Consider the following 14,125-nt stretch of genomic DNA (forward strand, 5'->3'; position numbering starts at 1 on the left):
AACGAAGGTACTTCCATGACCGAACATGTTCTCCCCACCGCAGGCACGGCAAGCGCCGCGGCCAGGACGGGCGCCCAGCCCGCCCCCGAGTCCGCCAGGATGGGCCGGCTGGCCATGGCCAGCTCCATCGGCACCACGCTGGAGTGGTACGACTTCACCGTCTACAACATCATGGCCGCGCTGGTCTTCAACGCGGTGTTCTTCCCCTCGTTCGACCCGCTCACCGGCACCATCCTCGCGTTCTCGACCTACGCGGTCGGCTACATCTCGCGTCCGCTGGGCGGCGTGGTGTTCGGCCACCTCGGCGACCGGCTGGGCCGGCGCTTCGTGCTGGTGGCCACGCTGGTCATCATGGGCGTATCGACCGGCCTGATGGGCCTGCTGCCGACCTATGCGAGCTGGGGCATCTGGGCGCCCGTTGCGCTGGTGGCGCTGCGCTTCGTGCAGGGCGTGGCCCTCGGCGGCGAATGGGCCGGCGCGGTGCTGCTGTCGATGGAACACGGCAAGCCCGACGAGCGCGGCCGCAATGCCTCGTTCACGCAGGTGGGCCCCTCGTGCGGCACGCTGATCGGCACCGGCTTCATCGCCGCGGTGTCGGCATGGCTGAGCCCGGCAGACTTCCAGAGCTGGGGCTGGCGCATTCCCTTCATCTCCAGCGTCGCGCTGGTCCTGTTCGGCCTGTGGCTGCGCCGCGGCGTGGACGAGACGCCCGTCTTCCGCGAGATGGAAGAGAAGAAGGCCACCGCCAAGACGCCCATCAAGGAAGTGCTCACCCAGCACTGGCGCCGCCTGCTGGTGGCCGGCGGCTCGCGCATCGGCTCCGACGTGCTGTATGCGCTGGTGGTGGTGTTCACGCTGACCTACGTGACGACGGTGCTGCACCTGTCGCGGCCGCTGGCGCTCACCGCCACGATGATCGGCGCGGCCTGCAACGCGATCGCGGTGCCGTGGTTCGGCAGCCTGTCCGACCGCATCGGCCGCAGGCCGGTGTACATCACCGGCGCGCTGCTGGGCATGGTGTGGGCCTTCGTGTTCTTCGTGCTGATGGACAGCGCGCACCCGGTCGCGATCTGCGCGGCCGTGGTGGTGGGTCTCCTGATCCACGCGATGATGTACGGCCCGCAGGCCGCCTTCGTCACCGAGCAGTTCCCCGGCCGCGTGCGTTACGCCGGCGCCTCGCTGGCCTACACGCTGGCGGGCATCGTGGGCGGCGGCTTCGCGCCGCTGATCATCGCGAGCCTGTTCAAGTCCTGGGGCAGCACGGTGGCCGTGTCTTTCTACGTGGTGGCCGCGCTGGGCGTGACGCTGATCGCCCTGGTGGTGGCGCGCGAGACCGCCAAGCGCCCGCTGGAGAGCTGATCGATGGCAAGCACGAACAACATGAATTCACTGTTGCGCTTCGCCTGCGAGAGCATCGCCGACGACGGCACGCGCTGCGCGGCCATCCACCTCGTCGCGCCCCGCGCGCTGGTGGTCGCCGGCTGGACCGGCCGCGACATCGCCGCCATCGAGCACCACATCGAGGAGCTGGCCGCGCTCGGCGTGCCGCGCCCTTCGAGCGTGCCGCTGTACTACCGCGTGGCGGCCCAGCTGCTGACGCAATCGCCCGCCATCGAGGCGCTGGGCGACCAGAGCTCCGGCGAGGCCGAGCCGGTGCTGTTCTTCTCGCAGGGCGAGTGGTGGCTGAGCGTGGCCTCGGACCACACCGACCGCCACGTCGAGAGCTACTCGGTGGCGGTGTCCAAGCAGATGTGCGCCAAGCCCGTGGCCGAGGCCGCCTGGCGCTGGCGCGACGTGCAGGCGCACCAGGACACGCTGGAGCTGCGCTCGCGCATCCTGGAGGACGGCCGCTGGATCGACTACCAGCGCGGCACGCTCGCCTCGATCCGCCCGCTGGCCGGCCTGCGCGACGGCATGCCGGGCGCAGGCTCCGCGCCCGAAGGCCTCTTCATGACCTGCGGCACGCTGGGCGCGCTGCCCAACGCCAGGGGCGAAGGCATCCGGCCCGCCGCGCAGATGGAAATCGAACTGCACGACCCGAAGCTTCGGCGCCGCATCGTGCATCGCTATGCGGTGGAAGCACTGCCGGTGGTGGCGTGATGACGACGAAGAACGGCTTCACCATTTCGGCCCTGCGCGAACGCATCGCGCGTGGAGAGCTGTCGCACGAGGCGCTGGTCGAGCAGGTGCTCGACGCCGCGGCGCAGCCTGCCGCGGTGCATGTCTTCACGCGGCTCTACGCCGACGCCGCCCGCGCCGCCGCACGCCATGCTGATGCGGCGCGCAAGGCCGGCCTCGAACTCGGCCCGCTCGCCGGCCTGCCCGTCTCGGTCAAGGATCTCTACGACGTGGCCGGCGAGACCACCATGGCCGGCTCCGCGGTCTGCGCGGGCGAGCCGCCGGCCGCGCACGACGCGACTGCCGTGGCGCGGCTGCGCGCGCAGGGCGCGGCCATCGTCGGCAAGACCAACATGACGGAGTTCGCGTTCTCGGGCGTGGGCATCAATCCGCACCACGGCACGCCGCGCAATCCGGCCGACGCGCAGACGGCACGCATTCCGGGCGGCTCGTCGTCCGGTGCGGCTGTGTCGGTGGCGCTGGGCCTCGCGGTGGCGGGGCTGGGCTCGGACACGGGCGGCTCGATCCGCATTCCCGCCGCGCTGTGCGGGCTGGTCGGCTTCAAGAGCACGCAGTCGCGCGTGCCGCGCACGGGCGCCTTCGAACTCGCGCGCTCACTCGACACGGTGTGCGCCATGGCGCGCAGCGTGGAAGACTGCCTCACCGCCGATGCCGCCATCGCCGACGCGCCGCTCGCGGTGCGCCGCCGTCCGCTGCAGGGCATGCGCCTGGCCGTGCCTCGCACGCTGATGTTCGACGACATCGAACCCGCCGTGGCACGCGCCTTCGACGGTGCGCTGCAGACGCTGTCTGCCGCGGGCGCGCAGATCGTGGACATCACCCTGGCCGAGTTCGCCGAGATCGCCACCGTCAACGCCCCCGGCGGCTTCTCGCCGGTGGAGGCGGCAGCCGTGCACCGCGAGCGCTTCGCGGCCAGGCGCGACGGCTTCGACTCGCGCGTGGCCGCCCGCATCGCACTCGGCACCGAGGTGCGCGCGGCCGACTACATCGCCATGCAGGACCGCCGGCGCGACTGGATCGTCCGCGTCGAGCGCGCCGTCGAAGGCTTCGATGCCCTCCTGTGTCCGACCGTGCCCATCGTCGCTCCGCCGATCGCGGCGCTGGCGGAAGACGCCGCCTTCTTCAAGGCCAACGGCCTGCTGCTGCGCAACACCTTCGCGATCAACCTGCTCGACGGCTGCGCCTTCAGCCTGCCGTGCCACGCGCAGGGCGACCTGCCGGTGGGGCTGATGCTGGCGTCGGTGCGCGGCGACGATGCGCGGCTGGCTGCGGTGGCGCTGGCCGCCGAAGCAGCGCTGCAGCAACGCACGACGGGCTGACGGCCAGCCCGCTCAAGCCACGCGCAGCATTCGCATGGGGTGTCCTGCCGCGCCCGTTCCCCGCCAGGCGACTCCGCCTCTCAGGCGGTCGCGCTGGCCACCGGCTTGGTCAATGTGGCCGTCGCCTGGGCGCCCAGGGTCATCTCCGTGAGCCACGACACCAGCAGCGAACCGTAGGCCTGGCGCCACTCCTGCTTCGAGAGCGCGTGGTCCGCGCCGGAGAGCACTCGGTAGGTCACCGACTTCACGCGCTTGAAGGCGCCGAGGTAGTTCTCGACCACCGGGTGCGGCACGATCTGGTCGTGCTCCGATTCCACGATGAGCACGTCGCCCGCGAAGGCCGCGCAGGCCGCGAGCGCGCGGTTGTCCTTGGGGCCGACCAGCGAGCGGCGGTAGGCGACCAGGTCGGAGCGGCTGAGCGCGCCCTTGGGCGTGTCCCACTCGCCGTCGCGGTAGAGCGCGGGCGCTCGCAGCGCCAGCCAGCGCACCGGCCGCATCGCGCTGACCAGCGCCGCCAGGTAGCCGCCGTAGCTGCTGCCGACGATGGCGATCGCCGCCGGATCGACCGTCGGGTGGCTGACCAGCGCGTCGTAGGCCGCGAGCACGTCGCGCAGGTTGTCCTCGCGGGTCACCTCCATGCGCCGCGCGGCATGGCGAGCATGGCCGCGCAGGTCGAAGGTCAGGCACACGCAGCCCAGGGCGGCGAGTTCGTTCGCGCGCTTGGCGTACTGCTCCTGGCTGCCGTCCCAGCCGTGCACCAGCAGCACGCCGGGCACGGTGGTCGAGGCGGCGAACAAGGTGCCTTCGATGTGCTGGCCGTCGACCGGTATGTCGATGGTGCTACGGCGCGTCGGCATGGTGCTCTCCGGGCAGGGTCGTGTACTTGACGAGCGGCCCGACGCGGCTGTCCGTCCCCTGATAGGCCACGATGGCGCCGGCGGGCACCGGCGCCGAAGCGCCATAGACCTCGAAGCACGAGGCGCGCACCTCGTGCCGCCCGGGGTCGGCGCGAAACACCTCCAGCCCCGCGATCTCCGCACCGGTCGCGCCGCCCACGCGCCACGACTGCTCCAGGACGCCCGAGCGCCACTGGCCGCTGCGGTCGGCGCCCTGCGCGACGTCGTAGTTCACGCGCGAGGCGAAGAAGCCGGGGTAGCAGTCGCTCACCGCGCAGTGATAGCGCCGCGCCTGCTCGACCGCCCGGCGAAGCGAGGGCGAGACGATGCCGGCGATCAGCGCGTCGAAGCCGCCGCGCCGCATCACGAGGTCGGAGCCGCCATAGACCTCCTCGCCGGCGTTGTCGCTGGTGGTGCGCTGCACGCCGTAGTAGCTCACGACCATGCCCGCCACCAGCACCTGGCCGACGCTCCAGGTGATGGGATCCTGCAGGTTCGCCTCGAGCACGAGGCCGTGCCGCCCGATGTCGGCCTGGTCCATCGCGCCGATGCAGTTGTCGAGCTCCTGCGCGCTGTCGACGACGATCTGCCCTCGCCCGCCGGTCGCGGTCACCCGCTTCAGGCGCACGGCGCCTGCACCGAGCATCGCGCGCCCCGCCCTCATCGCCTCATCGGCGCCGAAGCAGGAGAAGCCCGGCAGCGTGGCGTCGCCGACCTCGCCGGCGAAGCGGGTCGACCAGCCTTGCGGCCGGGCCGCATCGCCCCCGCCGATCAGCGGATGGCTGATGACCTTGGTGGCGACGAAGCCATACGGCACCACGCCGCCGAAGAGGTCGTCCACGCCGAGGATGCCCAGGGCGCGCACGCGGGCCGGGTCGGAAAGCGTGTCGCTGGGCACGAAGTAGTGCCGTGAGCCGGGCGGCGCGGCGGCGGCGTACTCGCCCTCGAAGGCGCAGCCGATCAGCGCCGCCAGCCGCTGCCCGTAGTGCGCGCGGGTGGCGTGCTCATGCTCGCTGCAGTAGCCGCGCGAATCCACGTCGAGGGTGACGACGCCGCAGGGGCCGGCGGCCGCATCGGCCGGCCGGGGCTCGGCCAGGGAAAGCGCTTCCACGGCGATGGCTCGTTCCGCCGGGCCTCAGCCCTTGCCGGCCTGCTTCTCTTCGGCGTCCTTCTTCTGCTCGGAGGAAGGCAGCTTCACCTTGGTCACGGTGACGGATACCGGGTCGCTGGCGGGAAAGGATTCCTCCACGCCGCTGTCCAGCGCCTCCTCGCTCGAAGGCTGCGGCAGCGGCTTGGCGGATTCGGCCCGCCCCTGCTCGGGATTGCCGGAGGTGGGAAAGGGAAACTTCCCCGGCGATTCCGGGGTTTCCGCCGTCGGGGGCTTCCTGTCTTCTCTGTCTTGGGGCTGCCCTTGCTGATGTTTCGTGGTCATGATGGTATGAACCTCCAGGCTGTTCACCCCGCATGTTGGGCGGGCGCGCGCCGCGCTCGGTGGGAAGGCGCTGCCCTTGCGTGTGGGACCTGTCCGGCGAGGCGGGGCCGTGCATCGGCTATCGTGCAACGCCCTGCCATTCACGCAGCCATCGCCGGCCGGCCCCGACGGCCCCGCAGGCCCGTTGCAGCGCATGGCGCAACAGCCAAGGAGTCCGAGGAATGAACTGCACCGTCGAGCCGACGGCCGAGCCCCACTTCGAAAGCCTGCACCGGGCGCTGGACATCGTCGCGCGTGAGAAGAAATACCTCGCGCTGACGCAGGCGCCGCCGCTGGCGAAGTCGATCGACTTCTATCGCGGCGTGATCTCGAGCGATTTCCCGCACTTCGTGGCGCTCGACGGCGACCGCGTGGTCGGCTGGTGCGACGTGTCGCCGGTGTTCGGGCATTCGCGCCAGCACGTCGGCGTCCTGGGCATCGCCCTGGTGCCCGAGGCACGCGGGCTCGGGCTGGGCACGCGGCTGCTGCAGGCGGCCATCGGCAAGTCGTGGGAGCGCGGGCTGACGCGCATCGAGCTTTCGGTGCGCGCCGACAACGCCCCAGCCAGGATGCTCTACGAGCGCCTGGGCTTCGAGCATGAAGGCCTCCTGCGCCGCGCGGTGCGCATCGACGGCGCCTACCTCGACTGCCACGCGATGGCGCTGCTTCGACAGCCCGAACAGGCCCTAGACTGAACTGAACGGCGTCGACCGTCGCCGAATGGAGTGCTCCCATGTGCCGCAGCATCAAGACCCTCTACAACTTCGAGCCGCCCGCCACCGAGCAGGAGATCCGCGCCGCCGCGCTGCAGTTCGTGCGCAAGCTCAGCGGCTTCAACGTGCCCTCCAGGGCCAACGAGGAGACGTTCAACCGGGCCGTCGACGAGGTGGCCGCCACCGCGGCGCGGCTGATCGACTCGCTGGTCACCACGGCCGAGCCGCGCGACCGTGCGGTGGAAGCCGAGCGCGCCCGCGCCCGCTCGGCGCTGCGCTTCGGCAGCGGCCCCTCCGCCTGAGCGCGCCCGGCGCCGCGCGCACGGCGGGCCATGCGCATGCCCACAGCGCAGCGCCGTTGCGCGGCCTTTGATATGGTGCTTTCCAGCACCATCATGCGAAGCCCGAGCACATGAAAAAGACCTACACAGGAGGCTGCCACTGCGGCGCCGTGAGATTCGAGGCCGACATCGACCTCAGCCTGGGCACGCTGCGCTGCAATTGCTCCATCTGCACCCAGACCCGCTTCTGGCCCGCCATCGTCGCGACCGACGCCTTCCGGCTGATCGAAGGAGAGTCGGAACTCAGCGAGCAGATGCTCGACACCCGCAACAGCCACTACATCGTCTGCAGGCACTGCGGCGTGCGCGCCTTCGGCGTGGGCCATTCGCCCCAGACCGGCGAGAGCGCCTACGGCGTGAACGTGACCTGCCTGGACGACGTGGACCTCGACGACCTTGCGAGCTCGCCGATCAGCTACGTGGACGGCCACCGCGGCACCTGGCACGTCGCACGCACGGCCATCGGCATCTGACGACGACAAGATCCATTCCCACGACAACCACACTCCGGAGAAAAAAGCCCATGCCCATCGAACTCTGGCTCGCCTTCGTCGCGGCCTCCGCCCTGATGCTCGTCATTCCCGGGCCGACCATCCTCACGGTGATCAGCTATTCGATGTCTCACGGCCGCCGCGCCAAGCTGCCGCTGGTGGCGGCCGTGGCGCTCGGCGACTCCACCGCGCTGGTGGTGTCGCTGCTGGGGCTGGGCGCGCTGCTCGCGGCTTCCGCCTTCTGGTTCACCGTGGTGAAGTGGGCCGGCGGGCTGTACCTGCTGTACCTCGGCGTCAGGCTGCTGCGCGCAGGCATCTCGTCCACCGAGATCGCCACGCCTGCAGCGCCCGCGTCGCGGCTGCGCCTGTTCGCCAACACCTACCTGGTGACTGCGCTCAACCCCAAGGGCATCGTGTTCTTCGTGGCCTTCCTGCCGCAGTTCATCAGCCCGGCCGCCGACGTGACGCGCCAGCTGTGGGTGCTGGCCGTCACCTTCGTGGTGCTGGCCGCGACCAACGCCACGCTCTACGCGGTGTTCGCGGGATCGGCGCGCAGGCTGCTGTCTTCGCCGCGCGCGCAGCGGCGCTTCAACCTGGCAGGCGGCTCGCTGCTGAGCGCCGCAGGCATCTGGGCGTTGATGGCGCGCCGACCGGGCTGAGCGATCGCCTGCTCCAACAAGAGAAAGGCCGCGAAGCGTAGAGCTTCGCGGCCTTTTGTTCGTCACGCCACGGATCAGTTGCGGTACGGATTGTTGGGGTTGCGGTCGTAGCGGTTCGGAACGCCATCGCCGTCGCGGTCACGGTCGTAGCGGTTGGGCACGCCGTCGCGGTCGCGGTCGCCGTAGTGCGGACGCGGCGGCGGCGGACGGTCGTAGGGTGCGACCACGCAGCCTGCGAGGATGGCCGATGCGGCCAGCAGGATCGCCAATGTCTTCGTCATGCGAGTTCTCCTTGGAATGTTTGTGGAACCGGGCTTCGCCTCCTGCGAGCCGGTAGTGCATTGAAGACCACGCCGGTACGCGCCGGGTTTCCGCTTTGAAGCCCTCGCGTGAAGTTCGTTACCGGATGTGGCGCCCGATCTGCAATCTGCCTCGCGGCCCGGGCGCTGAAAGGCGGCGCGCAGCCCGTCGCACGGTAGGCGCGGTTCCCGTGGCCCGCACCGAGAGAGAATGACGGCGCCCATGCCTTTGCGCCAAGTCCTGCCTTTGGATACCGGTTCCTTTCCTCCGATGAAGCCAGCCCCCTTCGCTCTTTCCCGCAAGTCCCTCGCAGCCCTGCTGATCGCCGCGGCATGGGCCCACACGGCCGGGGCGGTGGTGAGCTTCGAGGAGGTGAAGCGCGATTTCCGCTCGTCAGACACCGCCGTGCTCGACCGCAACGGAGAACTGCTGCAGCGCGTGCGCACCGACCCCACCGTGCGCCGCGGCCAGTGGACCGCGCTGGCCGACGTGTCGCCCGCGCTGCGCACGGCCATGGTGCTCAGCGAGGACAAGCGTTTCTACGAACACAGCGGCATCGACTGGCGCGCGGTCTCGGCCGCTGCCTGGGGCAACCTCTGGAACACGCGCACCCGCGGCGCCTCGACCATCACGATGCAGCTGTCGGGCCTGCTCGACGACGACCTGCGCCGCAGTTCGGGCGGACGCAGCTTCACCCAGAAGATCGGGCAGACGGTGGCGGCCGCGCAGCTGGAGCGCAACTGGCGCAAGGACCAGATCCTGGAGGCGTACCTCAACACCGTGCCGTTCCGCGGCGAGATCGTGGGCATCGACGCGCTCTCGCGCACGCTCTTCGGCAAGGCGCCCAGCGGCCTCGACGCACGCGAGGCCAGCGTGGCGGCGGCGCTGGTGCGCGCCCCCAACGCCAAGCCCGCCGCGGTGGCACAGCGCGCCTGCGAGGTGCTGCGCACCATGGAGCCGCAGCAGAAGACCGACTGCGAGGCGCTCGACATGTTCACCAGCGCCGCGGTTCAGCGGCGCGCCTTCGAGCCCAACGAAGGAATCGCGCCGCATGCCGCGCGGCGCGTGCTGCGCGAGATTCGCGACGCGAACGCGGCGGCCGCGCCCGCTGCCGCCAGCGCAGCGCCCGCGCCGAAGGGCAAGGAGAAGGACAAGGAGACCGGCGTGCGCACCACCCTGCGCGCGCCGCTGCAGCGCTTCGCGCTCGACACGCTGCAGCGCCACCTGCGCGAGCTGCGCGACCGGCACGTGGAAGACGGCGCCCTCGTCGTGCTCGACAACGCGACCGGCGAGGTGCTCGCCTGGGTCGGCTCCTCCGGTCCGCTGAGCCAGGCCGCAGAGGTCGACGGCGTCACCGCGCTGCGCCAGCCCGGCTCCACGCTCAAGCCGCTGCTCTACGCCCAGGCGATCGCCGAGAAGCGCATCACGGCGGCCTCGCTGATCGAGGACTCTTCGGCGCAGATCAGCACCGCCAGTGGCCTGTACATCCCGCAGAACTACGACCGCCGCTTCAAGGGCCCTGTGTCGGCGCGCACCGCGCTGGCCGCATCGCTCAACGTGCCCGCCGTGCGCACGCTGGTGATGGTGTCGCCCGAGGCCTTCGCGCGCGAGCTGCGCGCTGCCGGCCTGCCGCTGCGCGAGAGCGGCGACTACTACGGCTACAGCCTCGCGCTCGGCAGCGCCGAGGTGTCGCTGCTGTCGCTCACCAATGCCTACCGCATGCTGGCCAACGGCGGGCGCTACGCGACGACGACGCTGACGCCGAAGCCTGCGGAGAAACCCAAGGCCGCTTCCGCCGCGCCCGCGCCGCTGATCGATCCGCGCGCGGCCTTCATCGTGGGCGACATCCTGTCCGACCCCAATGCGCGCACGCGCACCTTCGGCCTCGACAGCATTCTTTCCACCCGCTTCTGGACGGCCGTGAAGACCGGCACCAGCAAGGACATGCGCGACAACTGGGCCGTGGGCTGGTCGCAGCGCTACACCGTGGGCGTGTGGGTGGGCAACGCCAGCGGCGAGTCGATGTGGGACGTGAGCGGCACCAGCGGCGCCGCGCCGGTGTGGGCCGAGGTGATGCGCTTCCTGCACGCGCGCGAGCCCAGCCACGCGCCATCGCCGCCGGCAGGGCTGGTCGAGATGCAGGTGAGCTTCGGCCCCGGCGGCGACGGCAATGCGCTGGAGGCATCGCGCAGCGAGTGGTTCCTGCAGGGCACGGAACAGCCGCTCTTCGCGCTCGACACCGGCATGGCGACCGATGCTTCCGGCTCCGCGCGCATCACTGCGCCGGCCGACGGCACCATCATCGCGCTGGACCCCGACATCCCGCCGCAGCGCCAGCGCGTGCGCTTCGATTCGGAAGGCCGCGGCGTGCAGTGGCGCGTCGACGGCAAGCCGCTGGCGCGCGGCAACACCGTGCAGTGGTTCCCATGGCCGGGCCGCCACGTGATCGAGCTGGTGGACGCAGGCGGCAAGGTGGCCGACCAGCGCAGGATCGAGGTGCGCGGCGCGGGCGTGGTGGCGAAGAACAACGGCGGCGCGCGCCGCTGATTCAGGCGGCGCGGAACACTTCGAGGAAGTAGTCGACGAAGGTCCGGATCTTCGGTGTGTTGCGGCGCGCGGGCAGGTAGCTCAGATAAATGTCGTGCGGCTTCAGCGCGAGCGAGGGCAGCACCTGCACCAGGGCGGCGCCGTCGACCTGCGGGCGCGCGAGCGACTGCGGCAGCAGCGCGATGCCGCGGCCCGAGAGCGCGAGGCGCAGGACCATTTCTGGGTCGTCCGACTGGAACACGCTTTCCACGCGCACGCGGTGCGTCTTCTCGGCGGTCGCGAGGCCGATCTCGCGCTTGCGGCCGTCGGCGTCGGTGGTCAGGAACCGGTGGGCCGCGAGGTCGTGCAGGTCCGCGACCGGGGCATGGCGCGCGAGATACGACGGCGCGGCGCACAGCATCAGCGGCTCCAGCGCCAGGGAGCGCAGCACCAGCGCGTCGCCGTCGTCGCGTCCGCAGCGGATGGCCACGTCGGCCGTGTAGCGCTGCAGGTCGGCACGGTTCGTCCCGGTCTCGATCGCGACCTCCAGGCGCGGGTAGGCGGTCATGAAGGCGGGCAGGTGCTTCATCAGCAGTTCGCGGCCGTAGTAGTGCGGCACGGCCACGCGAAGCCGCCCGGAGACCGCGCCGCCGTCGGACGACAGGTTCAGCATGACGTCGTCGAGGATCGTCAGCGCGTGCTGGGCCGCCGCCAGGAACTCCCGCCCTTCCTCGGTCAGCGCGAAGCGGGTGGCGCCGCGATGCAGCAGCAGGTGCCCCACGGTGGCCTCCAGCCGCTGGAGCTGGCGCGACGCCGAAGCCTTGGGCACCTTGAGCACTTCGGCTGCGGGGGTCAGCCCCCCGAGCTGCGCGGCCTTGGCGAACAGCCGCACGTCCGACAAAGAGAAGTCCTTCATGACGCTTCCATCGCTCGAGGCGGTCCCATTGCTTGTTGCGCTCCCTCAAATCCGTGCCAGCGGCCGGAAGAAGGCCGATTGCGTGGCGGAGGCAACCTGCGGATTCACAAGCTACCTTTAGTTTCATTTTCTGACAGTCAGGTCTGGCGGAGCAACACTTTCGACATCAGTCGCTGAAGGTCGGGAAAAATTCACTTATTGAGGACAAATCCGCGAAAACGGCTTGCGTGGTCCTTAGAAGGCGCTTCGGTTTCTGGAAATGGGGCGTTCCGGGTCAATCGCCGCGTGGATAGTCCGGTCTCTGTTTGGGGGCAAAATTCATCCAATCATTGAACGACCAGGCCTACTCCCGATGCTTGTCCAAGCTCCCCGTACTTCGCTCGCAGACACCGCCGCCGACAGCATCCGCGCCGAGATCTCCGCCGGCCGCTGGCCCGTCGGCTCCCGCATTCCGATCGAGCCGCAGCTCGCCCAGTTGCTGGGGGTGAGCCGCGGCACGGTGCGCGAGGCGGTCAAGACGCTGGTGTCGCGCGGCCTGCTCGAAGTGCGCCAGGGCTCGGGCACCTATGTGCGCTCGGGTTTCGATCCGTCGTCCAGCCTGCAGAAGATGCGGCTCGCCAGCCTGCGCGACCAGTTCGAGGTGCGCCGCGCGCTCGAAGTGGAAGCCGCCCGGCTCGCCGCGGTTCGCCACACGGCGCGCGACCTGCGCCGCCTGCACACTCTGCTGGACAAGCGAGGCAGCTTCGACCCTGCCGACAACGGCGCGGCCTTCATCGAGCGCGACCTCGCGTTCCACCTCGCCATCGTCGACATCTCGGGCAACCTCGCGCTGGCCGAGACGTGCCGCTTCATCACCGGCTACATCAAGGAGACCATCGCGAGCTCGCTGGGGACCGCCCTGCCCGAGCCCGACGAGGCGGCGCACCGCGCCGTCATCGAAGGCATCGCCAGCCGCGACCCCGACGTGGCCGCCGCCGCGGTGCGCACCTTCATGTCGCCGATGATCAACGCGCTGGCGCTGGGCTCGTGATGAACTCGGCCACCCTCGCACGCAGCAACGCCGCCGCTCCCGCTTCGCCGCGCCACTCCAGCGACGAACTGCTGATCGACGCGGAGGCCGACAGCCTGCCCGCGCCGCGCCCCACGCCGGCACCGACGCTCGCGCGCCGCATCCTGCTGGGCGCCAGCGTGGTGCTGATCGCCTTCAACCTGCGCCCGGTGTTCGCCAGCCTCTCGGTGGTGCTGCCCGAAATCATCAAGGCCACCGGCCTCTCGGCCACCGCCGCCAGCTTGCTGACCACGCTGCCGATCGTCTGCCTCGGCGTCTTCGCGCCGCTCGCGCCCGGCCTGGGCCAGCGCTTCGGCACCGAGCGCACGCTGCTCGGCTGCATGGTGCTGATCCTGGTCGGCACGGTGCTGCGCGGCACCGGCAACATCCCGCTGCTGTTCCTGGCCTCGGCCATCGCGGGCAGCGGCATCGCGGTGTCGAACGTGCTGCTGTCGGGCCTGGTCAAGCGCGACTTCGCCTCGCAGGCGGCGCTGATGATGGGCCTCTACACCATGGCCGTCTGCGGTGGCGCGGCCAGCGCGGCCGGCCTCACGGTGCCGATCGAGCACGCGCTGGGCGGCGGCTGGACCATGGCGCTCGCGATGTGGGCGCTCCCGGCTGCGCTGGTCACGCTGATCTGGGCGCCGCAGGCGCTGCCGGTGAAGCCGGTGGCGAGCGAATCGGGCTTCACCGTGCGCGGGCTCTGGAGCGACCGGCTCGCCTGGCAGGTCACCTTCTTCATGGGCCTGCAGTCCGCCCTCGCCTACATCGTGATGGGCTGGCTCGCGCCGATCCTGCGCGAGCGCGGGCTGGGCAGCGAGACGGCCGGCTACGTGGTTTCGCTGTCGGTCATGACTCAGGTGGTGACCTGCCTCGTGATACCGGCGCTGGCGGTGAAGCTGCCCAACCAGCGCGGCCTCGCGGTCGTGCTGGCGCTGCTGACGGTCGGCGCGATGCTGGCGATGCTGTTCGCGCCGCTGGGCGGCGTGTTCGGCGTGTGGGCCTGGGCGGTGCTGCTGGGCATCGCACAAGGCGGCACCTTCGCTCTGGCGCTCACGATGATCGTGCTGCGCTCGCCCGACTCGCACGTGGCCGCGCATCTTTCGGGCATGGCGCAGGGCGTGGGCTACATGGTGGCGGCCTTCGGGCCGCTGGTGGCCGGGCTGCTGCACGGCTGGACGGGGAGCTTCCGCGCCTCGTCGTGGCTCTTCATCGGCCTGGGCATCGCGCTCGTGATCGCGGGGCTGGGGGCAGGCCGCACGATGCACGTGGGCACGACGACCGTGCCGCGCCACTGAGGCGCGGG

General features: G+C 70.8%; 15 protein-coding genes. 10 read left to right on the plus strand and 5 right to left on the minus strand.

Translation table 11 applies throughout. The annotated features are described in order from the left end of the window. The first annotated feature begins 15 nt into the window (after positions 1-15). From G369_RS0111610 to G369_RS0111620, 3 genes are read left to right on the plus strand one after another with little or no spacing between them, the layout of a single operon-like run. On the plus strand, positions 16-1,359 hold the full coding sequence (locus G369_RS0111610; RefSeq protein ID WP_019654169.1) for an MFS transporter: 1,344 nt from the start codon (positions 16-18) through the stop codon (positions 1,357-1,359). A gap of 21 nt (positions 1,360-1,380) precedes the next feature. Then, positions 1,381-2,100, plus strand: a complete 720-nt coding sequence (locus G369_RS0111615; protein WP_244164307.1) for a DUF2848 domain-containing protein — start codon at positions 1,381-1,383, stop codon at positions 2,098-2,100. Next, positions 2,100-3,458: an amidase gene (locus tag G369_RS0111620; RefSeq protein ID WP_019654171.1), complete on the plus strand. Its 1,359-nt coding sequence runs from the start codon at positions 2,100-2,102 to the stop codon at positions 3,456-3,458. The genes G369_RS0111615 and G369_RS0111620 overlap by 1 nt, the downstream gene beginning before the upstream one ends. 80 nt (positions 3,459-3,538) lie before the next feature. Here the strand turns inward: G369_RS0111620 and G369_RS0111625 are convergent, their stop codons facing one another. From G369_RS0111625 to G369_RS35735, 3 genes are read right to left on the minus strand one after another with little or no spacing between them, the layout of a single operon-like run. Further along, positions 3,539-4,315, minus strand: coding sequence for an alpha/beta hydrolase family protein (locus G369_RS0111625; protein ID WP_019654172.1), 777 nt, complete (start codon positions 4,313-4,315; stop codon positions 3,539-3,541). Continuing rightward, on the minus strand, positions 4,299-5,465 hold the full coding sequence (locus tag G369_RS0111630; RefSeq protein WP_019654173.1) for a DUF3182 family protein: 1,167 nt from the start codon (positions 5,463-5,465) through the stop codon (positions 4,299-4,301). Before G369_RS0111630 ends, G369_RS0111625 begins: the two co-directional genes overlap by 17 nt. Before the next feature lie 24 nt (positions 5,466-5,489). Then, positions 5,490-5,786 (minus strand): hypothetical protein, encoded by a 297-nt coding sequence (locus G369_RS35735; protein WP_019654174.1) that lies wholly within the window; start codon positions 5,784-5,786, stop codon positions 5,490-5,492. Between the two features lie 221 nt (positions 5,787-6,007). On the opposite strand from G369_RS35735, the gene G369_RS0111640 reads away from it, so the two are divergent. From G369_RS0111640 to G369_RS0111655, 4 genes are all read left to right on the plus strand, one after another. Further along, positions 6,008-6,520: a GNAT family N-acetyltransferase gene (locus G369_RS0111640; RefSeq protein WP_019654175.1), complete on the plus strand. Its 513-nt coding sequence runs from the start codon at positions 6,008-6,010 to the stop codon at positions 6,518-6,520. A gap of 38 nt (positions 6,521-6,558) precedes the next feature. Beyond that, positions 6,559-6,840 (plus strand): DUF2277 domain-containing protein, encoded by a 282-nt coding sequence (locus G369_RS0111645; RefSeq protein WP_019654176.1) that lies wholly within the window; start codon positions 6,559-6,561, stop codon positions 6,838-6,840. A 110-nt stretch (positions 6,841-6,950) separates the two neighbouring features. Then, complete coding sequence (locus G369_RS0111650) at positions 6,951-7,352, plus strand: GFA family protein (RefSeq protein ID WP_019654177.1); 402 nt, start codon at positions 6,951-6,953, stop codon at positions 7,350-7,352. Between the two features lie 50 nt (positions 7,353-7,402). Then, on the plus strand, positions 7,403-8,029 hold the full coding sequence (locus G369_RS0111655; protein WP_019654178.1) for a LysE family translocator: 627 nt from the start codon (positions 7,403-7,405) through the stop codon (positions 8,027-8,029). Positions 8,030-8,103: 74 nt separating this feature from the next. Here the strand turns inward: G369_RS0111655 and G369_RS0111660 are convergent, their stop codons facing one another. Then, complete coding sequence (locus G369_RS0111660) at positions 8,104-8,310, minus strand: hypothetical protein (protein ID WP_019654179.1); 207 nt, start codon at positions 8,308-8,310, stop codon at positions 8,104-8,106. Between the two features lie 289 nt (positions 8,311-8,599). On the opposite strand from G369_RS0111660, the gene pbpC reads away from it, so the two are divergent. Then, entirely contained in the window at positions 8,600-10,876 is a 2,277-nt protein-coding gene (pbpC, locus tag G369_RS0111665; protein WP_019654180.1) for a penicillin-binding protein 1C, read from the plus strand. Position 10,877: 1 nt separating this feature from the next. On the opposite strand, the gene G369_RS0111670 is transcribed toward pbpC, so the two are convergent. Further along, a complete protein-coding gene (locus tag G369_RS0111670) occupies positions 10,878-11,771 on the minus strand; it encodes a LysR family transcriptional regulator (RefSeq protein ID WP_019654181.1) in 894 nt (297 codons plus the stop codon). Positions 11,772-12,123: 352 nt separating this feature from the next. Between G369_RS0111670 and G369_RS0111675 the strand changes: the two genes are divergently transcribed. Together G369_RS0111675 and G369_RS0111680 are read left to right on the plus strand one after the other, a co-directional pair. Further along, positions 12,124-12,801, plus strand: coding sequence for a FadR/GntR family transcriptional regulator (locus G369_RS0111675; RefSeq protein ID WP_019654182.1), 678 nt, complete (start codon positions 12,124-12,126; stop codon positions 12,799-12,801). Then, positions 12,801-14,117, plus strand: coding sequence for a CynX/NimT family MFS transporter (locus G369_RS0111680; RefSeq protein ID WP_019654183.1), 1,317 nt, complete (start codon positions 12,801-12,803; stop codon positions 14,115-14,117). Before G369_RS0111675 ends, G369_RS0111680 begins: the two co-directional genes overlap by 1 nt. Positions 14,118-14,125: the final 8 nt, after the last annotated feature.

The organism is Variovorax atrisoli 110B, from assembly GCF_000382045.1.
Lineage (GTDB): Bacteria > Pseudomonadota > Gammaproteobacteria > Burkholderiales > Burkholderiaceae_C > Variovorax > Variovorax atrisoli.

What these genes read in the sequence shown, in the direction of transcription:
- G369_RS0111610 (WP_019654169.1), top strand. Translation starts at nt 16, where the DNA reads ATGACCGAACATGTTCTCCCCACCGCAGGCACGGCAAGCGCCGCGGCC.
- G369_RS35735 (WP_019654174.1), bottom strand. Translation starts at nt 5,786, where the DNA reads ATGACCACGAAACATCAGCAAGGGCAGCCCCAAGACAGAGAAGACAGG.
- G369_RS0111680 (WP_019654183.1), top strand. Translation starts at nt 12,801, where the DNA reads ATGAACTCGGCCACCCTCGCACGCAGCAACGCCGCCGCTCCCGCTTCG.
- G369_RS0111660 (WP_019654179.1), bottom strand. Translation starts at nt 8,310, where the DNA reads ATGACGAAGACATTGGCGATCCTGCTGGCCGCATCGGCCATCCTCGCA.
- G369_RS0111640 (WP_019654175.1), top strand. Translation starts at nt 6,008, where the DNA reads ATGAACTGCACCGTCGAGCCGACGGCCGAGCCCCACTTCGAAAGCCTG.
- G369_RS0111645 (WP_019654176.1), top strand. Translation starts at nt 6,559, where the DNA reads ATGTGCCGCAGCATCAAGACCCTCTACAACTTCGAGCCGCCCGCCACC.
- G369_RS0111670 (WP_019654181.1), bottom strand. Translation starts at nt 11,771, where the DNA reads ATGAAGGACTTCTCTTTGTCGGACGTGCGGCTGTTCGCCAAGGCCGCG.
- G369_RS0111675 (WP_019654182.1), top strand. Translation starts at nt 12,124, where the DNA reads ATGCTTGTCCAAGCTCCCCGTACTTCGCTCGCAGACACCGCCGCCGAC.
- G369_RS0111650 (WP_019654177.1), top strand. Translation starts at nt 6,951, where the DNA reads ATGAAAAAGACCTACACAGGAGGCTGCCACTGCGGCGCCGTGAGATTC.
- G369_RS0111625 (WP_019654172.1), bottom strand. Translation starts at nt 4,315, where the DNA reads ATGCCGACGCGCCGTAGCACCATCGACATACCGGTCGACGGCCAGCAC.
- G369_RS0111655 (WP_019654178.1), top strand. Translation starts at nt 7,403, where the DNA reads ATGCCCATCGAACTCTGGCTCGCCTTCGTCGCGGCCTCCGCCCTGATG.
- pbpC (WP_019654180.1), top strand. Translation starts at nt 8,600, where the DNA reads ATGAAGCCAGCCCCCTTCGCTCTTTCCCGCAAGTCCCTCGCAGCCCTG.
- G369_RS0111620 (WP_019654171.1), top strand. Translation starts at nt 2,100, where the DNA reads ATGACGACGAAGAACGGCTTCACCATTTCGGCCCTGCGCGAACGCATC.
- G369_RS0111615 (WP_244164307.1), top strand. Translation starts at nt 1,381, where the DNA reads ATGAATTCACTGTTGCGCTTCGCCTGCGAGAGCATCGCCGACGACGGC.